At 45.3% G+C, this 24,127-nt stretch carries 27 protein-coding genes and 1 tRNA gene; 14 read left to right on the forward strand and 14 right to left on the reverse strand.

Annotated features, from left to right (window positions below):
• Positions 1–18: 18 nt before the first annotated feature.
• The 14 genes from DLD82_RS09305 to DLD82_RS09370 form a co-directional block, all read right to left on the reverse strand.
• Complete coding sequence (locus DLD82_RS09305) at positions 19–1,575, reverse strand: sodium:solute symporter family protein (protein WP_109940850.1); 1,557 nt, start codon at positions 1,573–1,575, stop codon at positions 19–21.
• Positions 1,565–1,693: a symporter small accessory protein gene (locus tag DLD82_RS19345; RefSeq protein ID WP_281268001.1), complete on the reverse strand. Its 129-nt coding sequence runs from the start codon at positions 1,691–1,693 to the stop codon at positions 1,565–1,567. Before DLD82_RS19345 ends, DLD82_RS09305 begins: the two co-directional genes overlap by 11 nt.
• 204 nt (positions 1,694–1,897) lie before the next feature.
• Entirely contained in the window at positions 1,898–2,770 is an 873-nt protein-coding gene (locus DLD82_RS09310) for a CARDB domain-containing protein (protein ID WP_109940851.1), read from the reverse strand.
• Between the two features lie 276 nt (positions 2,771–3,046).
• Positions 3,047–3,955, reverse strand: a complete 909-nt coding sequence (locus DLD82_RS09315; protein ID WP_245920408.1) for an Rpn family recombination-promoting nuclease/putative transposase — start codon at positions 3,953–3,955, stop codon at positions 3,047–3,049.
• 134 nt (positions 3,956–4,089) lie between these two features.
• The gene (locus DLD82_RS09320; RefSeq protein ID WP_245920409.1) at positions 4,090–5,010 is read right to left on the reverse strand and encodes an Rpn family recombination-promoting nuclease/putative transposase; all 921 of its coding nucleotides are present in this window, start codon (positions 5,008–5,010) and stop codon (positions 4,090–4,092) included.
• A gap of 388 nt (positions 5,011–5,398) precedes the next feature.
• Positions 5,399–6,220: a hypothetical protein gene (locus DLD82_RS09330; RefSeq protein ID WP_109940853.1), complete on the reverse strand. Its 822-nt coding sequence runs from the start codon at positions 6,218–6,220 to the stop codon at positions 5,399–5,401.
• An 82-nt stretch (positions 6,221–6,302) separates the two neighbouring features.
• Positions 6,303–8,735 carry an oligosaccharyl transferase, archaeosortase A system-associated gene (locus DLD82_RS09335; protein WP_109940854.1) on the reverse strand — a complete coding sequence of 811 codons (2,433 nt, stop codon included), beginning with the start codon at positions 8,733–8,735 and terminating at the stop codon, positions 6,303–6,305.
• A gap of 168 nt (positions 8,736–8,903) precedes the next feature.
• Positions 8,904–9,980, reverse strand: a complete 1,077-nt coding sequence (locus DLD82_RS09340; protein ID WP_109940855.1) for a hypothetical protein — start codon at positions 9,978–9,980, stop codon at positions 8,904–8,906.
• A 540-nt stretch (positions 9,981–10,520) separates the two neighbouring features.
• Positions 10,521–10,736 carry an acylphosphatase gene (locus DLD82_RS09345; protein ID WP_109940856.1) on the reverse strand — a complete coding sequence of 72 codons (216 nt, stop codon included), beginning with the start codon at positions 10,734–10,736 and terminating at the stop codon, positions 10,521–10,523.
• Entirely contained in the window at positions 10,672–10,827 is a 156-nt protein-coding gene (locus tag DLD82_RS19560; protein WP_109940857.1) for an acylphosphatase, read from the reverse strand. The genes DLD82_RS09345 and DLD82_RS19560 overlap by 65 nt, the downstream gene beginning before the upstream one ends.
• A 94-nt stretch (positions 10,828–10,921) precedes the next feature.
• Entirely contained in the window at positions 10,922–11,647 is a 726-nt protein-coding gene (locus tag DLD82_RS09355; protein WP_109940858.1) for an rRNA adenine N-6-methyltransferase family protein, read from the reverse strand.
• A complete protein-coding gene (locus DLD82_RS09360; RefSeq protein ID WP_109940859.1) occupies positions 11,644–11,979 on the reverse strand; it encodes a nascent polypeptide-associated complex protein in 336 nt (111 codons plus the stop codon). The genes DLD82_RS09355 and DLD82_RS09360 overlap by 4 nt, the downstream gene beginning before the upstream one ends.
• A 2-nt stretch (positions 11,980–11,981) precedes the next feature.
• Positions 11,982–12,440, reverse strand: a complete 459-nt coding sequence (locus DLD82_RS09365) for a PUA domain-containing protein (RefSeq protein ID WP_109940860.1) — start codon at positions 12,438–12,440, stop codon at positions 11,982–11,984.
• Positions 12,433–13,821 carry a DHH family phosphoesterase gene (locus DLD82_RS09370; RefSeq protein WP_109940861.1) on the reverse strand — a complete coding sequence of 463 codons (1,389 nt, stop codon included), beginning with the start codon at positions 13,819–13,821 and terminating at the stop codon, positions 12,433–12,435. Before DLD82_RS09370 ends, DLD82_RS09365 begins: the two co-directional genes overlap by 8 nt.
• Before the next feature lie 100 nt (positions 13,822–13,921).
• Here DLD82_RS09370 and DLD82_RS09375 point away from each other — a divergent pair, with 100 nt between their 5' ends.
• The 14 genes from DLD82_RS09375 (at position 13,922) to DLD82_RS09440 (ending at position 22,932) form a co-directional block, all read left to right on the forward strand.
• Positions 13,922–15,349: an NAD(P)H-hydrate dehydratase gene (locus DLD82_RS09375; protein ID WP_245920410.1), complete on the forward strand. Its 1,428-nt coding sequence runs from the start codon at positions 13,922–13,924 to the stop codon at positions 15,347–15,349.
• Positions 15,349–15,819 carry a cyclic pyranopterin monophosphate synthase MoaC gene (moaC, locus tag DLD82_RS09380; protein ID WP_109940862.1) on the forward strand — a complete coding sequence of 157 codons (471 nt, stop codon included), beginning with the start codon at positions 15,349–15,351 and terminating at the stop codon, positions 15,817–15,819. Before DLD82_RS09375 ends, moaC begins: the two co-directional genes overlap by 1 nt.
• A 110-nt stretch (positions 15,820–15,929) precedes the next feature.
• On the forward strand, positions 15,930–16,520 hold the full coding sequence (locus tag DLD82_RS09385; protein WP_109940863.1) for a 50S ribosomal protein L15e: 591 nt from the start codon (positions 15,930–15,932) through the stop codon (positions 16,518–16,520).
• Positions 16,521–16,531: 11 nt separating this feature from the next.
• Positions 16,532–17,173, forward strand: a complete 642-nt coding sequence (locus DLD82_RS09390) for an RNase P subunit p30 family protein (protein ID WP_109940864.1) — start codon at positions 16,532–16,534, stop codon at positions 17,171–17,173.
• 1 nt (position 17,174) lies between these two features.
• Entirely contained in the window at positions 17,175–17,660 is a 486-nt protein-coding gene (locus tag DLD82_RS09395; protein WP_109940865.1) for an Rpp14/Pop5 family protein, read from the forward strand.
• Complete coding sequence (psmA, locus tag DLD82_RS09400; protein WP_109940866.1) at positions 17,650–18,369, forward strand: archaeal proteasome endopeptidase complex subunit alpha; 720 nt, start codon at positions 17,650–17,652, stop codon at positions 18,367–18,369. The genes DLD82_RS09395 and psmA overlap by 11 nt, the downstream gene beginning before the upstream one ends.
• A gap of 21 nt (positions 18,370–18,390) precedes the next feature.
• Complete coding sequence (locus DLD82_RS09405) at positions 18,391–19,086, forward strand: ribosome assembly factor SBDS (RefSeq protein WP_109940867.1); 696 nt, start codon at positions 18,391–18,393, stop codon at positions 19,084–19,086.
• A 51-nt stretch (positions 19,087–19,137) separates the two neighbouring features.
• On the forward strand, positions 19,138–19,425 hold the full coding sequence (locus tag DLD82_RS09410) for a 50S ribosomal protein L37ae (RefSeq protein WP_109940868.1): 288 nt from the start codon (positions 19,138–19,140) through the stop codon (positions 19,423–19,425).
• A 7-nt stretch (positions 19,426–19,432) separates the two neighbouring features.
• Positions 19,433–19,567: a DNA-directed RNA polymerase subunit P gene (locus DLD82_RS09415; RefSeq protein WP_109940869.1), complete on the forward strand. Its 135-nt coding sequence runs from the start codon at positions 19,433–19,435 to the stop codon at positions 19,565–19,567.
• On the forward strand, positions 19,564–19,971 hold the full coding sequence (locus DLD82_RS09420) for a hypothetical protein (protein ID WP_109940870.1): 408 nt from the start codon (positions 19,564–19,566) through the stop codon (positions 19,969–19,971). The genes DLD82_RS09415 and DLD82_RS09420 overlap by 4 nt, the downstream gene beginning before the upstream one ends.
• Complete coding sequence (locus tag DLD82_RS09425) at positions 19,968–20,228, forward strand: KEOPS complex subunit Pcc1 (RefSeq protein WP_109940871.1); 261 nt, start codon at positions 19,968–19,970, stop codon at positions 20,226–20,228. Before DLD82_RS09420 ends, DLD82_RS09425 begins: the two co-directional genes overlap by 4 nt.
• A gap of 12 nt (positions 20,229–20,240) precedes the next feature.
• Entirely contained in the window at positions 20,241–20,603 is a 363-nt protein-coding gene (locus tag DLD82_RS09430) for a prefoldin subunit beta (protein WP_109940872.1), read from the forward strand.
• Between the two features lie 20 nt (positions 20,604–20,623).
• Positions 20,624–20,708 (forward strand) — tRNA-Leu (locus DLD82_RS09435).
• 502 nt (positions 20,709–21,210) lie between these two features.
• On the forward strand, positions 21,211–22,932 hold the full coding sequence (locus tag DLD82_RS09440) for an RNA-binding domain-containing protein (protein ID WP_109940873.1): 1,722 nt from the start codon (positions 21,211–21,213) through the stop codon (positions 22,930–22,932).
• The last annotated feature ends 1,195 nt before the right edge of the window (positions 22,933–24,127 follow it).

Consider the following 24,127-nt stretch of genomic DNA (forward strand, 5'->3'; position numbering starts at 1 on the left):
TATGGGATTTCTGAATATTTAAGAATCATACGTCTTATTCTTCATTCCCAGTTGATACACAACCATCACAATAATAGAAATGGGCAATGCAATGACCAGGGGATCGATGACCGTCCATGGTGCACCGAGGATGGTTACCGCTCCGGTCAGCATCTGTGATATTCCCAGAACCTTTGCTTCTGCGGTATGAACAAAGACGGTCCACAAGAACCAGATGACCGTTCCAACGATCATACTGACTACTGCTCCTGTCCGGGACGGATTTTTCGCGTACACTCCTACTGCAAATGCCGGAAGAAATGCTGATGCACAAAGTCCCATGAACATCGCGGTTGCCCGGGCGATAATCCCTGCCGGCATTGCAAGTGCCAGTAAAACACTGACTACCATCATGACAACGCATCCAATCTGGTTTGCCCGGAGAGATATGGCACATCTCTGTCCCCTGCCCCAGATGTCACAGACAAGAGCGGTTCCCATCGTATGGTATAATGAGGAGAGTGTTGACATGGCAGCTGAGAGCAGGGTGAGCATGAATATGATAACAAAGAGATCAGGCATTGCCATGTTGATGTAGAGAGGGATCACTGAGTCGACGTTTCCCCCTGCTGCATCAACGGCGATTTTTCCCATATGCTGATAGAAATAGACATTGGTAAGAGCCCCGACGGTAAAGGCAACTCCGGTCATCATCAGGATAAAAGGGCCACCGATGAGGACTGCACGATTCAGGGAGCGGTTCTCTTTTGCTGTCATGAACCTGACAACCAGCTGGGGCTGGGCAAGAACTCCGATTCCAACCCCGAGAACCAGGGTGGTCACCAGGGTAAACCATATTGGAGATCCAAGTTCCGGCATCGATGCCCATCCGGTCATTCCCTGTCCTGCAAGGGCTTCAGGAACCAAGGAAGACATGGCTGCAAGAGCCTTATGACCTGCTGTTACTCCTCCTAAATAGATATATGTCAAAACGAGGAGAATGCTCATCCCGATAAGCATGACGGCTCCCTGAAATGCATCAGTATACATGACTGCAATCAGACCGCCATAAATTACGTATATCGCTACAACAATGGCAAATCCCAGAAGGGCGGTTGTATACGATATTGAAAGCGTTGTTTCAAGGAACCGGGCACCTCCTATCAGGACGGCTGCCGTATAGAGGGGCATTCCAAGCAGGATGATAATTCCGGAGATAAGCTGCAACTTTGGAGTGTGGAAGATCTTTCCCATCAGGTCCGGGAAGGTGAGTGCACCGGTTTCTGCTCCTTTTTCCCTGGTTTTCTTCCCGAATAACACAAAGGCCAGAAGAATTCCTATTCCAATATTAAAAACCGTCAGCCATATCATTCCCATTCCAAGGTTTGCGGCAACTCCTCCGAAACCGACAATTGCGGAGGTGGAGATGAATGTTGCTCCATACGAGAGAGCAATGACAACCGGGTGACTGGCTCTTCCGGCAAGAAGATAATCTTCGGCATGAACGGTCTTTTTATAGCCCATGTACCCCAGCACCAGGGTTATTGCTACATACACCAGGACAAGAATCGTGGTTGTCAGAGGGTTAACTGCCATCTTTGCCCTCCTTATTCCAGTTGATAGCTCCATAGATGATGCAGGCAAGTGCCAGACCTATCGCTAATGCGTACCCCATCCAGATTGCAGGGTCTGTGATACCAAATACTGAGAACATGTTTATCGAACCTCCGGTAAACTGTCAGTGAATTACAATACCGGGGACCGGAAAAGAGCCGGCCCCCTATCTAAACACGAAGAAAAAAGAGAGATCAAATGAATTGTTATTGGAAAGGATCCACTGCTGTTTCAATTTACCACTATTGTGTGTACTCTGGTTCAGTATAAAGCTTAACCTGGTGCACTACTGTCTGTCCTATCTTCAGGACTGGTTTGTGATATTCATCTCCTGGGCGACAACAACGATTGAAGTGGTGGTATTGATGAGAGCAGGTGAGGTAATGGTCTCTGATCCACCTGCAATAATCCGGATCACTCCGTCTCTATACCAGTCATTATTTCCTTCGTCACGTTCGGCAACCTGGTTCCCTGGATCCACATCCATTAACATGCCGTAATTTCCTGCAATAATTCCCTTCGGGACGGTAAATGTCCGTGTGGTACTGGCCTGTCCGGTTGCCGGAACCGATCCGACTTCCCATGTTCCAAGAAGTAAAGGTTCTGCTGCCCTGACTGAACGATTTGTCAGGTACAGATCAACATTGAATTTTCCTGCGTCAGATCCTCCCCGGTTTTCAACCGCAGCGATTACCCGGATCTGATCCCCAGGCCCTGCTTTATCCGGAATGATTACTCCGGATCCGGCAAGGTCTGCATCACTTCCGTCCGGCATGGTGTCTGCAATCTGAATGGTCTTTTGCTGAACCGGTGTGGTCTCTTTTCCCATGACTTCCCTGACAAACTGGTATGCACCATCGGCAAGGTCCAGGGGAAGGAGGAATGTTTTTATGCTGGAGTAATCTCCTCCGGATGATATGGACTCCAGGTCTGCAGATCCAATTGGTACTTTTGTTGCACTTCCCTCGCTTTCATTTACCAGGTAGTATGAGATAGTAACCGGCCCGCTCTCATCTTCCCCGGCATTTTTTACCACTTCTATTACGGTGAGTGAACCCCCCGCATATCCGGTATCACTCACGATCAGTCCCTCTGATGTAATATTCACTGCTGCATGGGCCGGCAGGATGAATGCAAGGAATACTATCATCAGTACCCATCCGGTACGAATGGTCATATCAGATGATTGGAGAGCGTTCCCATAAAACCTTTCCAGTATTGCAAGAAGCCGATTTTAATATTTTATTTACCTTTAAAGCGTCATCCGGTTTTTTCCGGGTGAGTTCACCGCGGTAGATTCACATAACGGGTATGTTAGATTCCAACCAGTCCGGTGGGAAAAAAAGTATAGAGAAAATTCTGATCATTCCCTTCCCTGTGTCTTTACACCTGGACACTTACGCTGGAGGGGTTAATTTATCCAGACCTGGTGAAAAAATGAACACTATCAGGATTATGGATTGCTATTCCGGGTATTTTTCAGGGAGTCAAGGTCAGGTTTGTTAAGTCCGGTTGCTTTCATGATAAACTCATCATCCATACCAAGTGAGATGAGATTTCTCGCAAATGTTATTCTTTCTTCTTCTCTTCCTTCTTCAATACCCTCTTTTCTACCCTCCTCAATTCCTTCTACCCTCCCTTCTTCTTTTGCGGCATAAACCCTTGTAGCCTGGTCAGAGAGGAAAATTTCCCTTGCTTCGTATAGTCTTTTGTTCTCCTCATTCCTGCTCATTGCCTTGAGTGTTTCAAATGCCTTTTTTATCGGCGGTTTAGTTTCTGCTGCCATATATAACTCCTCCTCGTTTCTTGCGTTTATAAATTTCAGCCAGTTTATCAGGTCTTTATTTTCATATGAGTGCGCATACCTATGAACTTTTGGGAGTTCAAGAAAATGGATCTCGAGGGCATCGCTGAGCCTGATATCATACTTTGAATCATGAACGTGAAAACAGGTATGCAGATCATCGACCGGGAGCAGGTAGTAATCCAGGAGGTTAATGGTAATGGTCTTATTTAGTTCATGATATTTCTGTCCGGGCAGGAACTGATCGATATACATGATCGCCCAGTAGTAAAGTGTCCTTTTATCCATTGCCGGAAGGTTGTGTAGTTGCATCTCCACATTTATCTGAACTTTAGCATCCGTTCGTGCCCGAATGTCCAGAATGCCTTCACGCTGTGTTGCTGAACAGAGGAGATGGGTGTCCAGGAGATGAAGATCCTGGATGTTTTCCGGAATAATGGTGTTTAGGAGATCAATCAGGACATCTTTACACTGGGGATCGCTGAAGAGCAACCGGAAAGCAAAGTCATTTTTTGGTGACATTATCTCGTCACCGTCACGAGTGAGAATGTATGGCATACCGAGAACCTCCCATGAGTTATTGAATAATTCTATTCATCCGTTTCGATTTCTCGGATCTTTTCATTATTCATGGAATGACGAGAGGTAATACTCCAAGGTTGAAAAAAGAAAAAAAATGAATGCTGTTAGGATTATGGATTGTTATTCCGGTTATTTTTCAGGGAGTCAAGAGCAAGTTTGTTAAGTCCGGTTGCTTTCATGATAAACTCATCATCCATGCAAAGTGAGATGAGATTTCTCGCGACGGTTATTCTCTCTTCTTCTTTCCCCTTTTCAATCCCTTCTTCAATACCCCCTTTCCTACCCTCCTCAATGCCTTCTACTCTTCCTTCTTCTTTTGCTTCAAAAACCCTTGTTGCCTGGTCAGAGAGGAAGATTTCTCTTGCTTCGTATTGTCTTTTGTTCTCCTCATTCCTGCTCATTGCCTTGAGTGTTTCAAATGCCTTTTTTATCGGCGGTTTCGTTTCTGCTGCCATATATAACTCCTCCTCGTTTCTTGCGTTAAGAAATTTCAGCCAGTATATCAGGTCTTTATTTTCATATGAGTGCCCATACCTATGAACTTTTGGGAGTTCAAGAAAATGAATCTCGAGGGCATCGCTAAGCCTGATATCATGCTTTGCATCATGGACATGAAAACAAGTATGAAGATCTTCGACCGGGAGCAGGTAGTAATCCAGAAGATTAATGGTAATGGTCTTATTTAGTTCATGATATTTCTGTCCGGGCAGGAACTGATCGATATACATGATCGCCCAGTAGTATAGTGTCCTTTTATCCATTGCCGGAAGGTTGTGCAGTTGCATCTCCACATTAATCTGAACTTTTGCATCCGTTCGTGCCCGAATGTCCAGAATGCCTTCACGCTGTGTTGCTGAACAGAGGAGATGGGTGTCCAGGAGATGAAGATCCTGGATGTTTTCCGGAATAATGGTGTTTAGGAGATCAATCAGGACATCTTTACACTGGGGATCGCTGAAGAGCAACCGAAAAGCAAAGTCATTTTTGGGTGACATAATCTCGTCACCGTCACGAGTGAGAATGTATGGCATATCGAGAACCTCCCATGAGTTATTGAATAATTCTATTCATCCGTTTCGATTTTTCCGGGATATTTCCCGTACCTATGAACTTTAGGGAGTTCAAGAAATGGATCTCAAGGGCATCACTGAGTCCGATATCATGCTTTGAATCATGGATATAAACAGGTATGCAGATCATCGACCGGAAGCAGGTGGTAATCCAGAAGATTAATGGTAATGGTCTTGATTTGAGTTCATGATATTTCTGTCCGGGCAGGAACTGATCGATATACATGATATTGAATAATTCTATTCATCCGTTTCGATTTTTCAGGAATAGAATTTGTAGATGTACTTACACCCGGTCAAAAAATTTAGGCAACAAATCCTACTCCTTTATCATGACCGGAAAAAAGGCTTAGGTGAGCCTAAGTCCGGACTGGTAATCAAAGGCCTTTGAGAAACTGATTATTCCGCCACTTACTGAGGCTTTGTCTTTCATATGGTTCGTTGCCGATGTCTTATTCCAGTTCCCTTCATTACCTCGTGCCTCCATGATATCGGCGGAGAACTCAGTATTCACTGTACCAACCGCTACCCCAAGTCCGGACACCGGGTTTGGTGTCAGATCAATATGGTATGACATGGCTGAGGGAACTGAGCCGTCTTCTGCAACGATCCTGGCTTTTGCCGATGTTGAGACCTGTGCACTATTGACATTCACCAGTGAACTATGTGCCCGGACTGTGTTACAGAACGCTGGCGCTGCAGCATCATCTGCAGATGAGAAAACACACCGCATAATGTTATCAGATTCGGTATAGTTGCCTCCGGTGCTCATCACCAATAATTCATCAGCAACAAGATGACTGCCTTCCTTGCTCTCATAACTGTAAACCTTCTCAGATTCGAAATTATGCGCTCCTCGTGCTTTATTTTGTGAGTCATAATCTACCGAACTACTCAGTGAGAGATGCCCCCCGTTGGTCATGAGAGAGTCACGGTATAGTAATGAAGCAACCTTTTCTTCAGGCCCGAATATTTTATTTTCAAGTTTACCTGACGCTATTGACCAGTCAAATGTCGTTTCCGTTCTTACAAACCCGATAACATCAATCAGGGTTGTGATGGCAATACGCTGGTTCTCCGGAGTCGCGTTTGGAAGATAATCGGCGACTACAGCCCCCGGCGTTAATAATAATGCCAGAATTGCGATACACAGTAATCGAATACAATACATACCCCACCAACATTGCAAATCGTATAGTTAGTGGTGGAGGTTAAGTATTTTTCAGGGGTTAAAAAAAATGTGGCGTGGTTACTTATTTATAGTATCTCTCAATTTGTGATTCATCCACATCTATAGTTTCATTTGTTTCAATGATGCGATATGGTCCGGTTGCATGAACATCATAGGGTGTGTTGGTCGTTGAATAGGGGAGAGTAAATGAATTGTTTACACTCTGCTGCCGGTAGACAAATTCACGGCCCTGGTTGGTTACAAGGGGGAGTTCAATCGTTCCGGTTCCGGGGATGGTGTGACCTTTAACATGTTCGAAGATCTTTATGTTATGAATTTCTGCATATGTAAGATTTGAAACGATTTGAGGTGATTCATATACTAATCGGTAGGATGTTAGTGCTGGGATATCCACACAGGATCGGGTATAGTTAAAGGAAACTTCATCTTTCTGAAGGTATTGTGGGGAGATTTTATTATTTTTTAGTTCCTCTTCATTCACAAGCATCGAGACATTTTCATTACCCATTGGGATATTAACATAGGATATTATATTTTTTTCAGTTGCTTCCTGGAATGAGCCATCGAAATAATGCATTCTTGTAAACATTGACAAAAAGAAATCATTTTTTAGTCCTTTTAGCAGAGAAGTTTTAGCATTTTTTTTCAAGATAGTGTCAAGCATATAATTATCATAGGGATAATTTAGATGTGACCATAAAACAACTGTTGGATATACTAAACTCAGATCATAGTTAGTTATGACATACTGGGCATTATATGGAGCAATTATCTCATTTGCAGATGATTCATTAGTTGTTAACAAAAATGAAGCAGAAATTCGAGCATCATTTTCTTGAAGAGGACTTCCTAATGGAATCCGATTTCCTATGGTCAAAATATAATGTCCAAAATTCCACCAGTTAACAATTGTGTAGGTATTAGATGGATACGAAAACGATTCCCTATCGTATATTTTGTAATAGTCGATTCCATTATCGGGAGTGTTATTTTTTAACCAGAGGGATGTATCCATCCAGTTACTTTTTATTGATTTTCCATAAAATGTTGGAAGGACATAAAACCCGATAGAGAGAGAAATGAGATAAAATGTGCATGATATCAGGATTACAATAAGTAATCCTATCATCTTGGGGTCTAGATTTCTTTTTTCTAAAAAATCTTTCCTATTCTCTGAAATTATTATGGTTTTACGATATACCATGTCAAGGCATATTGCTGATAAAATGCATATTACTGGTCCTTCGTAGTATTGATATCGTACCTGCATGATAGATATTATTGAAAGGATTACTCCCCATATAAAAAAAAACAACAAAAGCCTGTTTTTATGGAGGAATAATGTATAGCAAACAACGATAAAACCAATAAAAGAAAGCACAATTGCAATGTTATAACTTAATATCGCTCGAAGTAATGATAATGGCTCCAGTTCATCAATTCCTGCTGTATTTCCGGAAATTTGGAAAAAACTATAAAATGAGTTAGAAAATGAGAATAGAATATCAATTATCAGGTGGGGTACTATAATATTGCAAAAAACTATGAGAAAAAGTAGACTAAAAAGAAGATATAGGCATCTCTTGTCCTTACAGATAATATACCCTTTTAAAGCATATAGAAAAACAGATGCAATAATGATTATAATTGCAACTCCAATAGCTCCATAAGTATAACTACGAATGGAAAAACCATCATATGGTACGCCGGATAAGAGATAAAGAACTGAAAATGTAGTAAATATGAGAATGTTAGAAATTAATAACTTTACAATTTTATTCATATCTTTTTCGAATATTATAAAAAAGAAATAAAAAACAGAAATTGTCAAAGCTACTATCATTATTGTTGGAATATTCATATATCCTAGAAAAAAAAGTATACCCGTTATAATACTAGTAAAAACACAATTTTTGGAAAGAACTTTTCGAGTATCACAAGTAATGTTTCGAATAATGAAGAGGTAACCTAATATGCATGCAAAAGAAATGACGACTTCCAATATGTGATGATCCAGATTCCCATACATCGAACGATATAAGAACTCTCCATTTACAATGGTTACAAAAATAGCAGATAAAATACCTACTTTTTTATTCCAAATCATCTTTCCGATTAAGTAACAAATTGGAACCATTAATAAGAATAAAACTGGCGGGAGCCATGAAACAAGCCTGATAATTTCCCCCTGGGTTGTAATGTTATTAAATATGCATAATGTCGCTCCCATAAATGGTAACAATGGCCCCCATTGAATCATCTGACCATTTGGGAAATTTAACATGGGATCAAACCATGCATATGAAGGATAATTGTGAATGACCTGTTCAATCTGCCGGATGGTATACCAGGGATCTTCGTGCATCACTATAGGAATTATTCCTGATGAGAAATCAAGCAGAGTTTGTAAACGAAAAATCAGACCAATTAATGAAGAAATGAAGATACAAAATAAGAGCAATATTACCTTATTCGTTCTTTTTAAGGAATACATACATACAATTTATGACTAAAGATAAATAACAGTGTTTCTTTAATCAAAACGGTTTTTGATATGTTGAGTGAAAATGATTTAAAAAATCATGAATCTCTTAAAAACTAAAAAAAAACATAAAATATACTGAAAAGTAATGCAAAAAAAAAGATTAAATCAGGGATTTATTTAGAACTTAAATCCTGATTCGTAGTTAAAGGTCTTCTGGAAGTTCTTGATACCGCCACTGACGGATGCAGTGTCCTTCCAGTTGTTGGTTGCAGACTGAACAAGGTTGTTTGCACGTGCTTCCATGATAGATCCGCCAAAGAGGGTCTTCACGGTACCGTCTGCAAATCCACTGCCAGAGTTGCTGTCAGGGGTGACTGCTATCTGATAGTTGAGCATTGCTGGAACGTCGCTGGTTGCTGCAACACTGCGGGCTGCTCCCTTGGTGGAGATCTGAGCGCTGTTGATGTTCACAAGTTCGCTCTTTGCCTTGACGACATTACAGAATGCTGGGAAGTACTCGCTCTTTGCGGTTGCAAAGACACAGCGGATGGTGTCAGCGGTCTTCTCGTAGCTACCTGCAACATCAAGAGTCCACTCTTCTGAACCGACAAGGTGGTTACCTTCGGTGCTTGCATAGGTCAGAACCTTTTCAACTTCGAGGTTGGAGAGGCCCTTGCCCTTGTCAGTTGAGTCGAAGTCAATGTTCTTGCTGAGTGAGAGCTTGCCACCGTTGCTGCGGAGAGAATCGGTCCAGGTCAGGATCATGATCTCTTCGGTTGGCTTAAGCATAGAGTTGTGGATAGCTCCTTCGGTTTTTGAAAGTGTCTTGTAATATCCAGTTGTGAACAGTGCATAGAGGTCTGACCATTTCATAGTTGCACTGACATTAGGATCAACGAGTTTGCTTGCCCAATCTGATGGGAATTCAAGTTTGTCAATACCGCCGGCTGCATTCCAAGCAAGCTCGATGAGACCTGCAGATTTTGCAGTGTTAAGTGCAGTTGCAAAGTCTGCAACATCTGCTGGTAAAGTTGCATCAGACTCACCATCTACCTTGTATGATTCATAATCACCATCTGCAAGAGTCCACTGCATTTCACTTTCTTCGCTGACTTGTCCAGTGACATCGATAAGAGTGTCAATGGTAAAAATCTGGTTTTCTGGGACTTGTCCTGGGAGGCGGTCTGCAGCTGCAAATCCGCTAACCGCAACAAGTGCAACCAGTGCTAAAACAATTGCGTATCCGAACTTCACGTAAATTTCCTCCTACATTTCATGCTGATACTCTCAGCATCAACAAAACAAGGTTGTGAGTATCCTGATAAATAGTTTCCCAAGAAAAAAATCGTCAGATGTCGATATTGAATGTGCCGGAGAGTGAAAATCACCGGTTTGAAAACCAGAGATCGCCGGGAATATTACTTTGATACGAGTCGTCCGGAGAGTCATATTAGCCTTTCAACCCCAAACTAAAAACGAAATTTCTCATGTTTATCCTTATATTGCCGGAAGAATTAGAAAAGTTATGGGGACATTGCGATATTTATCATTTTACATCCGTTTTTTTGATGTACCCTGCTTCTAACATCATAGATAGCAACTCCCGGATCTCACTTCTCATTTCAACCAGTTCAACAGAATCTATCTCTATTTATCTCTTGGAGAGATAGTCTGTATCAGGGTTTTCAGGTGACTTCACCGGTAAATCCATCGTATGATCCCATTTGGTCAGGTACCAATCCATTCTCCTATCCATATTTTCAAGGTAGTATAGTATCACATCAGTCTTTTCAATTAATCATCCATGTAATCCTCTCGGATAATGATGAATTCATCATATACTCCTTCAAAGGGATGTTCAGTGACCTGGATTGACTTGATCTTAATCGAAGAGGGAAAAGACAAAATCCCTTCTTTGAATTTTTCCAGCTGGGGTATATCCCCTTCAACAAGAATGAAAACCTTCTTTTTTGGACTGTTTTTGACATACCCAAAAAGCCAAAAGTTCATCGGCTAAATCTTCAGTATTTTCTCTGAACCAGACTCTTTGTACTTTTCCTTTAACGAATATCTGGTATTGACTCTGATCATGAACTGGCATTATCAAAAAAGAAGATGGGTGTTATTTTATGTCTGGCTTGTGGTAGAATAATATCTGCCCGGAAACCGATTCAGATAATGCCGGCCGTCTGAACTCATCTCCTTGCAACCGTCAGGTACCCGCTGTGACACACCTTCGTCGATGGTCGTGTGCCCCGGAGGCTCCGATCCATATCCCGCATAATACTCTCATATGCCGACACTTCGGAGAACAGTTCCATGGCTGTATCATAGACCGTCCCCATCTGTTCAAAAAACGGGGTGTAACAGACCAGGTATCCGCCGGCCCGGATCAAGGAAAAAGCATGGACAACATGTTCCTGGGTTATTCCAAGGTCAAGATGCACAATATCATAACTCCCGTCCATCATGAGCACATCCCGGTTCAGGACTTCAATATTAGGAAGGCCTGTCTCCCGGATATTCTCTAAAGCCAGATGATAAAATTCCTCTCTTCGCTCACAGGTCGTGACTCGTCCGGCAATTCCTGCAAAAAAGACTGCTGCAACACCACTCCCGGTCCCGGCATCAAGGACATGATCATGCTTATTCATCCCGGTAAGACCTATCACAAGCCCGATATCACGGGGGAGCATGGGTGCCCCGCTCCGTTTTGCCTGTTCAAAAAAGTCAGTTGCCCGGGGAAGACGGATGAAGAGTTCCTTTCCGGATTTTGTAGTGATTATGTCCCCCGGTTCCTTTCCAAGAAGAAGAGAAAGGTCCACCATGCCAAGGTCAGTCCCGAGGGATCCTTCTCCGGCCCTGACCACATAGTTTTTGCCCTTCCCGGACAGGATAACCCGGTCACCGGTTGATATCATGAGGAGAGGCGAAGAATAGCTTCTGCGATATCCCCTTTTGTCTCAACAAGGGCTGCCTTTGCCGCTTCAGCGGTAACACTGGCTTGGGTTGCAACAAGGGTAACATCCTCTTCAGGGATTACTGCCTCGGCTTCTTCAAACCGTGGTTCACCGGTTATCTGCCAGGTGACGGTCCCTTGCATCTTCATTATCGCAACCTCGGCCTGGTCAAACACATACCGTCCTTTCGGAGTCGTGATGACAATCTCCTGAACATCCTCGACCGGTTTTATATCCATCCCGAGCTGTTTCATCATCTGTTTCATCTTGCGGGGATTCATTCCTGGTAACATGATTATTCCTCTTTTTGTATGCCGTGTCTTATGGAAACCGCCATTCCGGTATCAAAGGCAAGCATCTCATCTCCGGAGAGCATCGCTTCACCGATGGCAATAAACCGGCCCTCGCCGTCCACAACCATCACCTCATCGCCGGCATGGATATCCAGATCAGCCCGGACCACATGCCTGGAAAAGAGATTTTTTCCGGCTGCAATGAAGGAGGTCACGTCATCTCTCAGTACTACCCGTCCGGATGGTCCGGGAAGGGCTGAATAGAGACGTTTTCCCCCGGCAAGTCCGAGGGTCAGTCGTCCGTCATGGGCACGAAGGGTTGCCAGGCGTTTTCCGTCAAGCAGTACCTGCCGGACTCCTCCTCTCCGGGAGGTGATAAACCGGCAGGTATCCGGAAACACCCGGCATCCAATACCCGTTCCAAACTGGAGATCTGCGATGGTCCTGACACGACTAAGCATATTGCTGCGCTAATATTCGGTTCACATCTTCGATAAATGCACGCTCATGGTCACGGGGAATAAAGGCACCCGCGGCTATCCGATGACCTCCACCGGAACAGTTCTCATGCCCCTCGCATGCCTGCGACAGTGCCTGCTGCAGGTCAACCCCCCTGCTCACAACCTCCGGCCTTGTCCGCATCGAGACCTTAGTCATCGAAGGATCAAGGGAATCCTCGCACATGATGAGAATCGGTTTCTCCGGGTTCAGCCTGGAAAGTGCCATCCCTGCCCCGATACCCACAATGGTATCCGGAAACCTCCCGCCCACGTGAATATAGAGCATGTGGGAGAGTTCTGTCACTCCGGTGTCGGTGATATAGAGCATCACTTCCCTGATCTTGGTCCGGTGGTTCCGAAGCATATGTTCGGCCTCGCGGTATGCAGCCACCCGGTCACCCCGGCAGATGGCTCCCCCGAGCTCAGGCCGCTGCCACCTCCCGCAGGAATTTAACATGGTTGCAAACTCCGATGCGTTCCGGAGTGATGCCTGGTGCTTATCCTCGTCCGGAAAGAGGTAATGGTCAGCAAAAAGCCGGGTTGTATCTTTTCCATGTGCCATCATCTGTTCGATGACCGCCGAGCAGACCTGTTGTTTCTGGTCAAAAGAGAGATCTTCCCAAACCGGCCACCGGTTCGGCTGCAGGGGAGTAATCCCGATACGCTCCAGAAATTTCCCTGCCCCGTCCGGGTCCCGGCTCACACCAGGAATTTCCATGTCATCCGAATAGGCCAGGGACTGAGGAAGAGGCCGTGTTGAAATTCCGTAGATATTCAGGTCATGTTCCCAGAGTTCCACGGCTCCGGATGTTATTCCGTCCCGGAGGATCTCCCGGGCCGGACCGATAAGACAGAGGTGCTCCCTATCCATCATGTCCCCAACATTCCCGATGATGGCAAGTTTGGCAAGATCAGTATTGATGGTATCAAGTTCCCGGGCCAGCAGGTAGGAGACCCCGGCGGCACTCATCTTTTCATGCCCGTGGTTGAGGCAGTTGACTTCGATGAAGGGATCACTTCCCATTTCTGCCGGCTGGCTGACATGATGGTCTATAATAATTGTTCTGGAAGGGTCCAGCCCTTTCTCTATCAGCATCTGCTGTTGTCCGGAACCGAGGTCAGAGAATATTTTCAGGGAGGAATCATCCGGAATCTGGTCAAGGGTCAGGGGGTCTAACTGACGTACAAATTTTGTAGTTATATGGATACCCTGTCGGAGTAGGGCCTGTGCAAGGATCGATTCACTGCTGATTCCGTCCGCATCAATGTGGGAGATGATGGTAATCTCCTCACAGGAACGCACTGCATCAGCAGCAGCCCTGATGTCCTCCTCAAAACTCATTCAGGTACCTATTGACTGCCGCAGAACAAGAGGGATGTGGATCATGACATTATGTACACATTAAATAATGTATACAAAGGCGGCTAAATAGACATTCCATATGCAAACCCGGCAGTTTCCTGATGACCTGACACGGTATTCTGAATTTATCGGAGTGGGTCTTATTTCTCCGGAGGAGATGCGAAGGATAGACCGTAACGCGCAAAGTCTTGGCATCAGCGGACTGGAACTGATGGAATCCGCCGGTTCCGCTCTTTCAATGGTTGCACGTGGCTATCATGCGAAAACCATATTGATCCTGTGCGGGAGTGGAAATAACGGTGGAGACGGAATGGTCGCAGCACGCCACCTTGCAGGAGAAGCAGAGGTTTTTGTCCTCTGGTATGACTCAAAAAACCTGACCCCCTTAGCTGCGTGCCAGGCAGAACGGATGAAAAATTGCAGTGTACACAAGATCCGGTTCAGATGCAGGGAAGAAGTCTCTTCCCATGCCTCACTTTTTTCCCGGGCAGATCTCATCATTGACGCCTTACTTGGTACAGGTGGAAGAGGGACTGTCCGGGAACCGATCAGGACATGCATCGAGCTTGCCAACCAGACTCCGGCACCAATCCTGTCTGTTGATCTCCCGTCTCCCGGAATAATGCCTGACAAGGTCTGCGCATTTCACCGGGCAAAAACAGAAGGAGCAGAAGTATACGAAATTGGGATTCCCATTCTTGCAGAGATTGCTACCGGGCCAGGTGACCTCTTACTCATGCATGACCGGAAGAGAGATGCTCACAAGGGAGCCGGGGGAGAGGTACTTGTCATCGGAGGTGGCCCGTACCAGGGAGCACCCTGGCTTTCCGGGCTTGCTGCACTCCGGGCTGGTGCCGACATTGTCAGGATTGTAACTCCCCATTACCTGCCAGAACCTGACCTAATCCATATTCCGGTCATGGGAAACAGCATTAGCACCCCGGACCTTGACACTATCATTCCTCTATGCGAACGATCTGATGTGGTTTTGTCTGGTCCAGGCCTTGGTACCCGCTCCCATGATGTGATTACTGCCATTGCTTCGCATATCAAAAAAGGGGTGTTTGATGCTGACAGTCTTAAGAATCCTCTCCCGCAGGCAGAAGAATCACTCTTTACTCCTCATGCAGGGGAATTCGAACGCATTACCGGAATAAAGCCTGAAGCAACTCCAAGAGTCAGGGCACAGTCAATAAAGCAGGCAGGTCTTCCCGGAACTGTACTGTTAAAGGGTCCGGTGGATGTCGTCAGTGACGGGACAAAGGTACGGTTTAACCTGACCGGGACTCCGGCCATGACCACCGGGGGAACCGGGGATGTACTCGCCGGAGTCTGTGCAGCTCTTATGGTCGATCTCCCTGCCTTTGAGGCAGCCTGTATCGGGGCATATGTAACCGGGCGCGCCGGGGAGCAGATCACCGGAATATATGGTTGTGGCATGACTGCGAGAGATCTCCTCACTGCAATACCTCAAGTATTGTTCGGGAGAACTTCTGAGGGAGAATAATGCCAGTTTTTACCCATCTTGATGATGACCGTGCCAGAATGGTTGATGTATCGGCAAAGGGGGAAGTCTACCGCAAGGCTGTCGCTACAGGAATAATCAATCTCCGGCCTGATACACTCCGGGCTATTCGTGACGGGACTGTCGTGAAAGGAAATGTCCTGGCCACCGCACGGGTAGCAGCGACTATGGCTGTTAAGGACACACCCCGGATGATTCCGATGTGTCATGCAATTCCGGTTCATGGCATTGATATTATCTTTGATTTTACTGATACCGCAATATCTGCAAAGGTTACGGTCATCTCTGCCGGAAAAACGGGAGTTGAGATGGAAGCTCTGGTGGGAGTCAGCGCAGCCCTGCTTACCATCTGGGATATGGTAAAATCTGCTGAAAAGGACGAACATGGTCAGTACCCGGTCACCGGTATCACGGACATCAGGGTGCTTGAAAAAGTAAAAAAGGAATTATAATACTCAGGCCAAAGGCAGGTATATATTCTGACCGGATGACCTGTAATGGACTTTCGGGATCCGTCCCGTAAGGAATGTAGCCTGATTTCAGGCTGAACCTGGTGAAGTAAATGACGAAATCGATGTACGCATATGTCAGGGATGCATGGAAATGCCCTGATGAGACAGGAGTCAAGGCTCTCCTCTGGGACCGGATGCAAGTCTGGCGACGTGAAGGGAGCATTGTCCGTGTGCAGCGACCAACACGGATTGACCGTGCACGTGCTCTTGGGTACAAGGCAAAGCAGGGAATTATTGTTGTCCGGGTGACTGTCCGCCGTGGTGGACGCCGGACCGGCAGATATACCCGTGGACGCCGTACTGCCCGCATGGGTGTTAACAGAAAGACCATGGGCAAGAGTATCCAGCGAATCGCTGAAGAGCGTGCATGCAGGAAATACCCCAACATGGAAGCACTGAACTCGTACTGGGTCGGCGAAGATGGTCGTCACAAGTGGTACGAAGTCATCCTTCTCGATCCACATCACCCGTCCATCATTAACGATGACAACCTGGGCTGGATAGCAAAGCCTGGTCATCGTGGCCGGAGTGAACGTGGACTGACAAGCGCCGGTGTGAAAGGCCGTGGTATGCGTAGACGTGGAACCGGAACTGAAAAGTGCCGTCCCTCTATCCGGGTTAATGCAAACCGGGGAAAATAACCTTTTTTTTAATGCAGTTTTTTGACGGTTGCGTTTTACCTTATCCTTCAGGGCAGGTGAGCAGCTCACGGTTTGCGCGCGACCTCCAAAATCTGGGTTTTTCCGGATGTGTGATGTGCGGCACGGTACCCGAAGAAATACTATATGATGTGCCGGTCCTGACTGCCCGATACCTCACTGATATCCAGCCCCGCCTGCTCTCACGTGAGATCGGAAGGTCTGCCATGGAACATGATCTTGTGTATGTTCAGGCAGGAGATGCAGGATTTAACCGGACTGCCATCCAGACAACGGGAATTCATGTCCTCACGGATGTCCAGAACACGCCAAAGGACGGATTTGACCGGTATTGTGCACAACTTGCCGCCGAGCGGGGTGTTGCAATCGATCTTTCTGTCCGGCCTCTTGTTGAGCTTCGTGATGTTGCAAGACAGAAGGTAATCCGGAAATATGAGGAGATCTTCACCCTGCAAAACCGGTATGAATTCCCCCTGGTTCTCTCCAGTCACGCATCCGAAATCTGGCACCTGAAGAGTCCTCGGGAAATGATCCGGCTCTTCTCCCTTGTCTGTGATGACGAAGACCTGCTCAGATCATCTCTTGGGACTGTTTCACAGGTAAAAAATTGGGTCGGCCCTGTCCGGGAGGTATAATATGCGTCTTCGGCCATCCATGCGTGAAAATTTCCGGTATATCCTGATTGAGATTGTGCCGGAGATCTCATGTGAATCCCGCGATATCTACCGGGCGACCGCTGAATCAGTGACAAGCCTGTATGGTGATAGTATCGCGAGCCTGATGTGGCCTTCAGTCATGCAGGTAGCAGGTTCATATGCAATCATCAGATGCAGGCGCGGTATGGAGAAAAAACTCGAGACCGCTCTTGCAGCAATAAACACTATTCAGGGAACTCCTGCTGCTGTCCACTCACTCAAAACATCAGGGACAATAAAAACGCTCCAGGAAAGTATCCCAAAAGAGAGGGGATTTCGTCAGGGAAGAGTAGTCATTGCGGGGAAGACATATGATGCAGTCATTTCACGCAGGGGAAGGATAGATCTGAAAGAAAAGGGAATTTATCTTGATATACCACGGTACATAACAGAAGAAGATACTGAGGACCTGAACTATGATGAATAATAATCAGGCCGCGTATGACCGTGCCATTACCGTTTTCAGCCCGGATGGGAGATTATACCAGGTTGAATATGCACGGGAGGCCGTAAAACGTGGCACAACTGCAGTGGGAATAAAATGTCAGGAAGGTGTCGTCCTGATCGTGGATAAACGAATCAATTCCCGCCTGCTTGAAGCAAATTCGATTGAAAAAATATTCCGGATTGATGAACACATCGGTGTTGCATCCTCCGGACTTGTCGGAGATGCCCGCGCTCTTGTTGACCGGGCCAGAATAGAGGCTCAGATAAACCGGGTGACCTACGACGAGCCGATAGATGTTGAGACCCTTTCAAAGAAACTGGGAGACCATATGCAGACATATACTCAGTTTGGAGGGGCAAGACCGTATGGTACTGCACTTCTCATCACCGGCATATCTGACGGTCAGTTCCGTCTGTTTGAAACCGACCCGAGTGGTACTCTGCTTGAGTACAAGGCAACAGGTATCGGTACCGGAAGACCTGCGGTCATGAAACTCTTTGAGGAGGAATACACCTTTGAATGTACAATCAGCGAGGCAATCGCTCTTGGACTTAAAGCCCTTCATGAAGCAACGGAGGGAAAATTCGACGTGAACACCGTTGAGATAGGTGTCATTACTCAGAAAGAAGGAGAGTTTAGGAAAATGTCACGGGAAGAGGTTGCATCGTATATAGAGCAGCAGCAATAAGATGACCAGGGAGAAGAACCGATGATATCACTCGACGACGCGGTAGTTGCAAAACTTGAGAGTCATGGTGAGCGGTTTGAGATACTGGTTGACCCGGATATTGCAGCCCGGATCAGGCAGGGAGAGGAGATTCCGGTGGAGGATGCGGTTGCAGCGCTCAATGTCTTTGAAAATGCATCCCAGGCAGAACGGGCATCTGATGAAACACTGAAAAAAGTGTTTAAAACCACTGACTTTGAGCCGATTGCATTACATATCATAAAAAAAGGTGAGATACACCTCACATCAGAGCAGCGAAAGATGATGACTGCTGAAAAAAGACGGCAGGTTATCACGTTTATCGCACGTAATGCAATTAATCCACAAACCGGGCATCCACACCCGCCACAACGCATTGACATGGCCATGGAAGAAGCAAAAGTGCACATTGATCCTTTCCGAAGCCTTGAGGAACTGGTCAAAGACACCATGAAGGCTCTTCGGCCGCTCATTCCGATTAAGTTTGAGGAGATCAGACTTGCCGTCAGAATTCCTCCGGATTATGCACCAAGGGGATATGGAGATATTTCTGCGGTAGCGGTGATTGAAAAGGAAGAATGGCAGAAAGATGGATCATGGATATGTGTTGTTGTCATTCCCGCTGGCATCCAGAACGATTTTTATGACCTGATCAATAAAATAAGCCATGGGAATGCAGAAACTAAGATCATCAAGTAACTATAAGTGCATTTAAAGCAAATAAAAAAGGACATCTAGGAAGTTTTGAATATGGCAAAAAAAATGGTAAAAGCAAAGGGGAGGGTATCCGGCTCGACAGGAAGATTCGGTCCGAGATATGGGCGGTTTATCCGTAAACGAGTACGTGATATTGAACAGGTTGCAAAAGCTATCCACACCTGTCCCCGCTGTGATACCGTTTCTGTAAAACGGATTGGAACCGGCATCTGGGAATGCAGAAAATGTTCATTCAAGTTTGCAGGTGGCGCATATACTCCGGCAACCCCCAACCTGAAGGTAGCCCTGCGTACCTTAGAACGGGCAGTTAAGGAGGCGTAAAACCTGTATGCCTGGCTCGTATAAGTGTGCCCGGTGTAAACAAAAGGTTGAGATCGATATCAATGTCCGGTGTCCTTTCTGCGGTCATCGGATCCTTTTTAAAGAACGGGGAGCGGCAATCAAAGAGCTTAAGGCCAGATGACTCTGGTCACCACCTCCCGCCGTTCGACACCTGTTATCAGATCTATTGCAAAAGACCTTGCGTTTGCGTCAGGAAGTTCCTATCTGACACGCGGAAAACATGGTATCAGAGAAATTGCCGGCGAGCATGAGTTCTTCATTGTGATAGAACAGCAAAAATCTGATGTTCTGTTGACCATTTACGATGACGGTACTCCCTGTATGAGCAGAATTATCAAAGAGCATCAGCCGGGAATCAGGGAAGGGGAAATTTTCAGGGGACTGAAAACTTCAGACAAAAAACTGGGATTAGTCCTCGAAAAATTCTGCCAGGTTATGTATGTCGATGAAGAAGGGCTCTTTCTCTCCTTTGACGGCCCTCAAAGGAGATGTAAAAAACTGGTCCTTTCCGGGGATGATGCATGATCCATGAAGCATCATTTGTATTCTCTACTCCGGATGCCCCGCTCATCGCTGCATCTCTCATGCCGGAATCAGAATCCGAACCGGTGGGGCGGTCATGCGGGAGATGTATGATCCGGGATGACATGACTCTTGCCATAGAGATCCGCGCCGAAGATCTGACAGCCTTCCGGGCAGCAGTAAACACCTGGCTCCGGCTGGTTCAGATAGCAGAGGAGATGGTACAGACAACTAAAAAGGCGGGAACGACAAATAAATAGGAGGAGTTAACGATGCAGAATATTTCGCCAAAAGTGCAGAATCAGATTAATATGCTCCAGCAGATGCAACAGCAGATGCAGACCATTCTATCCCAGAAGAGTCAATATGAGATGACTGCACAGGAAGCACGAAAGGCAGTCGAGGAACTGAATGATACAGATGACTCTGCTGCAGTATACATGAGTGTTGGCACTGTAGTCATGCAAAAACCTAAAGCAGAGGTTATTGCAAAAGTTACAGAGAAGATTGAAACACTCGAAATACGGATCCGGTCAATAGAAAAACAGGAGAAAATGTTACAGGAAAAATTCGAAAAACTCCAGAACCAGGTCCGTTCAGAAATCGAAGGGCGAAAAGCTCCTGAAGCTGCCTGATTTCTTTTCTTTTATTTAGGGCGAGGATTGCCGAGCCAGGTCAAAGGCGACGGATTTAGGGTCCGTTCCCGAAGGGGTCCGGGTGTTCAAATCACCCTCCTCGCATTAAGACAGTATGTTCAAATCGTAAGAAACTTTTAACAAAGCCACACTCTCACGCTTTTTTATGCCTCTACTGGCAACCTACACCGATATCGATAGGTTTCATTGTTTTAAACCCGATTACTCACAGAGAGTGATAGACAGCGCCTTAAAACGAGGGTAACTCTCAAATAATGACATATTCAAGTGCTATATCAAATGCCTCTATTGTATCCTCATATCAACCACAATCACATAATGGCCAACCTTTTTCTATTACATTCATCTGCACTTTCAGCTATACGCAAAGAACTCAAGGGGAAACGGCTGGACATAAAAGAGTAGATATATCCTGATAATTTGTCTGTTCTTCCTGCGGTTGTAATGGAGAAAGGGAGGATATATGGGCAGATGAGTGTTTGGGATTAGTAAGTTGAAGAACATTTTTTAAGAGGCTAAAAAGTTCTGCTTTTCTTTTGCAATATTCTAATGGTATCAGCAGGAAACATATAGGTAGACCAAAATAATGCCCATTCCCACAAACGATGATATCCTTCAACTATTGAATCGGTTCGATCACGTTATTGCAGATGAACTGGAGTCCAACACACTTGATTTTAAACCGTGGACCGATTCAAAATCCGACATGAAGGTCGCTATCGAATACGCGGTATGCTTCTCAAATGCAGATGGTGGAGTTGTGGTATTTGGGGTTTCCGACAAGACCCTTGGTCGTTCGAATGCGATTCATGGTGTAAAAAACTATACTCTTGACAAATGGCGAAGAGGGATTTTTGATGGAACCAATCCCCATATCCCCGCCGAAGTAGAAGAACTAAAAGTCCCTGAAGGCACTGGACGACTTCTCATCGTTCGGATTCCGAAAGGAGATAATCCACCATATGGGACTACACAGGGTCTCTTTAAACAACGGATTGGAAAAAATTGTATGCCGATGGACCCTGCTGCGTTCGCCTCCGCCAGGGTTTCAACCGGTTCAGTAGACTGGAGCGGTCAACCGGTCCCTGGAATTACCCTTGATTACCTCGACACTCTGGAAATTGCCAGGGCACGAGCAATGTTACGAAGTAAAAACCCGGAGTCTGAACTCCTTAAAATGGATGATGAACCCTTTTTAAGAGGACTTGAGGCTATCCGGGGAGATAATGTGACCAATACCGGACTCCTCCTTTTTGGAAAACCTGACATCATCTCTACTCTCTGTCCACAGAGTCAGGTGCATTATGTCCACCAGCCATCAGAAACCAGGGTAGCTCGAAATGACCAATGGAGAGTAGGTCTTCTCCAGATTATTGAGAAGATAGAAAATATCTTCTCCAGCCCGATTAATCCGGAAGAAGAGATCCAGGTTGGTCTATTTAATCTGCGAATCCCGGCATTTCCTCTTGATGTGGTCCGTGAAGTGGTGCTTAATGCGGTGACACACCGTGATTATATAAATCCCGGAGAAGTGCTTATCCGTCATGCAACCCAGGAACTGGTTGTGACCAGTCCAGGGGGTTTTATCGGGGGTATCACACTCCAGAATATCCTTCGTCATGAATCCGCTCCTCGAAACCGGACTTTAGCAAATGCTTTCCTAAAACTTCGGCTTGTTGAATCAGCAGGGACCGGACGACGTAAGATATTCATCCCGATGCTCGAGTATGGAAAGCGGATGCCCAGGTATGAGGCAGATAGTTCTCATGTTACTCTCCATATCTACGATGGAGCGTTTGATCATGCAATGGCAAGTTTTATTGCCAGATGGCACCGGGAAGGAAAAGATATTGGACTTGATGAGTTGATTGTTCTGACCTATCTCAAAGATCACCGTTTTATCAGTACAGACGATGCTACACCACTCCTCCAATTAGATCGGGATATGGGCATTGCAGTCCTTGATAAGATGAGTCATCCGAAGCGAGGAATTCTTGAAAGAAAGGGACATACAAAAACTGCAACGTATTACCTTGCAAAACCGGTAGCAAAGGATCTCATTGGGAAGGTTGCATATTCAAAATTCAAAGGAATTGATTCTGCCAGGTATGCAGAGTTGGTCAGAGGATATGTTTCTGATCATGGTATGATCAAGAATAAAGAATGTCGTCAATTACTGGATCTTGGTGATAGTAAATCAGCCCAGGTAGAGGCATCCCGTTACCTGAAAAAATGGTCAGAATATGATGGTTTTCTTATTGCTGAAGGGAAAGGTTCTCAACGGAAGTACTACCTCAGGGGTTCTTAACAGAGTTCTTAACATTGTTAAGAACCTCCAGGAGATGAATCCAGATATTATTGATTCATTTGATTAAATTCATCTATTTTGTAGATATTTAGAGTTCTTAACATGATCTTACATTGTTAAGAACTCTTGGCTGTATAATCTTCTCTTAAAATTTTCAAGTGTCAAAGTGAATTGGTTAATCCTCGCATAACTTTTCTATGATGTGAATAAGGAGATCTTTTAGGTGGTAAATCTCTGTGACATGCTTTGTTATTCGGGCTTATTAACTGGTATGATTAAAGTAAGGTAGAAATTTCAGTAAAATACGGATAAATTGAAATTTAATTATATAGATCTCTAAATTTTAACTGATTTCGCAGAATAATTATATGGTGGTTTTACTTTCATGATCTGGCTCTTCAAAAAAAATATCACGTATATTATATATGAAAAATTTGGCATCATTTAAAAGTCTATTCTATATTCCTGGCTTGATACAAGAGCAAAAGGGAGCTTGTTGAGATCCGGCAGACAATCGTCTGACGAAAAAAATTGTGAATATTGTCTCCTAGACATTCTTGAAGATTGATTCGTGGAAATCCTATCGTTCCACATCATCATCCGAAAATCTTTCTGTAAATACAATAAGGTAAAAATAAAACAATTTACCTTCAATATTGCTTCCAATCGAGTGAAAATTGCCCTCTTGCGGAAATAGCATTTTGGTCAAACGTAGTAAAGTTTACAAGATATCTATCGGTACACAGCCAATCATAACTGAAGTTCCGAAACAGATCCGGAAAATTTCAGAGACTATAAATTTTCAAATAGTCGCGAAAAATTGACCGGAGTTTAGGTTAGATATTTTGTTCCTGCTGTTGTTACCAGTGGATCCTATGACATTATTTCCCGGTGTCGGTTCTTTCGGGTAAAATGATCATTCGGTGGAATCCTCCTGTCGTTGAACGGATCCCCGGTTCAGTAATTCGGGCATAAGTTGACTCTCCCGGTCGGCTTGGGGAAAGGGAAGCCGTCCGGCAGGTCAACCGATGCCCTCTCCCCCGCTGGGAGTCCAGCGGAGAGCGGTTGTTGTCCATATCTGCGCGTGTTTTGGTAGTCGTTTCATTTACGCTGCGAGCCGCGAGATGGATTCGAGCGGCCGTTCCTATCCTGTTCTCCCTTATCAAAGAGTATTAGTTGACACCGGTTAGATTAT

The sequence above is a fragment of the Methanospirillum stamsii genome, from assembly GCF_003173335.1.
GTDB classification, from domain to species: Archaea; Halobacteriota; Methanomicrobia; order Methanomicrobiales; family Methanospirillaceae; genus Methanospirillum; species Methanospirillum stamsii.

Excerpts from the sequence above, each read along its gene's own strand:
- psmA (WP_109940866.1), top strand. The coding sequence starts at position 17,650 with ATGATGAATAATAATCAGGCCGCGTATGACCGTGCCATTACCGTTTTC.
- moaC (WP_109940862.1), top strand. The coding sequence starts at position 15,349 with ATGCCAGTTTTTACCCATCTTGATGATGACCGTGCCAGAATGGTTGAT.
- DLD82_RS09320 (WP_245920409.1), bottom strand. The coding sequence starts at position 5,010 with ATGCCATACATTCTCACTCGTGACGGTGACGAGATTATGTCACCCAAA.
- DLD82_RS19345 (WP_281268001.1), bottom strand. The coding sequence starts at position 1,693 with ATGTTCTCAGTATTTGGTATCACAGACCCTGCAATCTGGATGGGGTAC.
- DLD82_RS09430 (WP_109940872.1), top strand. The coding sequence starts at position 20,241 with ATGCAGAATATTTCGCCAAAAGTGCAGAATCAGATTAATATGCTCCAG.
- DLD82_RS09410 (WP_109940868.1), top strand. The coding sequence starts at position 19,138 with ATGGCAAAAAAAATGGTAAAAGCAAAGGGGAGGGTATCCGGCTCGACA.
- DLD82_RS09305 (WP_109940850.1), bottom strand. The coding sequence starts at position 1,575 with ATGGCAGTTAACCCTCTGACAACCACGATTCTTGTCCTGGTGTATGTA.
- DLD82_RS19560 (WP_109940857.1), bottom strand. The coding sequence starts at position 10,827 with ATGCCAGTTCATGATCAGAGTCAATACCAGATATTCGTTAAAGGAAAA.
- DLD82_RS09365 (WP_109940860.1), bottom strand. The coding sequence starts at position 12,440 with ATGCTTAGTCGTGTCAGGACCATCGCAGATCTCCAGTTTGGAACGGGT.
- DLD82_RS09315 (WP_245920408.1), bottom strand. The coding sequence starts at position 3,955 with ATGCCATACATTCTCACTCGTGACGGTGACGAGATAATGTCACCAAAA.
- DLD82_RS09440 (WP_109940873.1), top strand. The coding sequence starts at position 21,211 with ATGCCCATTCCCACAAACGATGATATCCTTCAACTATTGAATCGGTTC.
- DLD82_RS09345 (WP_109940856.1), bottom strand. The coding sequence starts at position 10,736 with ATGAACTTTTGGCTTTTTGGGTATGTCAAAAACAGTCCAAAAAAGAAG.
- DLD82_RS09330 (WP_109940853.1), bottom strand. The coding sequence starts at position 6,220 with ATGTATTGTATTCGATTACTGTGTATCGCAATTCTGGCATTATTATTA.
- DLD82_RS09405 (WP_109940867.1), top strand. The coding sequence starts at position 18,391 with ATGATATCACTCGACGACGCGGTAGTTGCAAAACTTGAGAGTCATGGT.
- DLD82_RS09370 (WP_109940861.1), bottom strand. The coding sequence starts at position 13,821 with ATGAGTTTTGAGGAGGACATCAGGGCTGCTGCTGATGCAGTGCGTTCC.
- DLD82_RS09425 (WP_109940871.1), top strand. The coding sequence starts at position 19,968 with ATGATCCATGAAGCATCATTTGTATTCTCTACTCCGGATGCCCCGCTC.
- DLD82_RS09335 (WP_109940854.1), bottom strand. The coding sequence starts at position 8,735 with ATGTATTCCTTAAAAAGAACGAATAAGGTAATATTGCTCTTATTTTGT.
- DLD82_RS09310 (WP_109940851.1), bottom strand. The coding sequence starts at position 2,770 with ATGACCATTCGTACCGGATGGGTACTGATGATAGTATTCCTTGCATTC.
- DLD82_RS09375 (WP_245920410.1), top strand. The coding sequence starts at position 13,922 with ATGCAAACCCGGCAGTTTCCTGATGACCTGACACGGTATTCTGAATTT.
- DLD82_RS09415 (WP_109940869.1), top strand. The coding sequence starts at position 19,433 with ATGCCTGGCTCGTATAAGTGTGCCCGGTGTAAACAAAAGGTTGAGATC.
- DLD82_RS09385 (WP_109940863.1), top strand. The coding sequence starts at position 15,930 with ATGACGAAATCGATGTACGCATATGTCAGGGATGCATGGAAATGCCCT.
- DLD82_RS09390 (WP_109940864.1), top strand. The coding sequence starts at position 16,532 with ATGCAGTTTTTTGACGGTTGCGTTTTACCTTATCCTTCAGGGCAGGTG.
- DLD82_RS09355 (WP_109940858.1), bottom strand. The coding sequence starts at position 11,647 with ATGATATCAACCGGTGACCGGGTTATCCTGTCCGGGAAGGGCAAAAAC.
- DLD82_RS09395 (WP_109940865.1), top strand. The coding sequence starts at position 17,175 with ATGCGTCTTCGGCCATCCATGCGTGAAAATTTCCGGTATATCCTGATT.
- DLD82_RS09360 (WP_109940859.1), bottom strand. The coding sequence starts at position 11,979 with ATGTTACCAGGAATGAATCCCCGCAAGATGAAACAGATGATGAAACAG.
- DLD82_RS09420 (WP_109940870.1), top strand. The coding sequence starts at position 19,564 with ATGACTCTGGTCACCACCTCCCGCCGTTCGACACCTGTTATCAGATCT.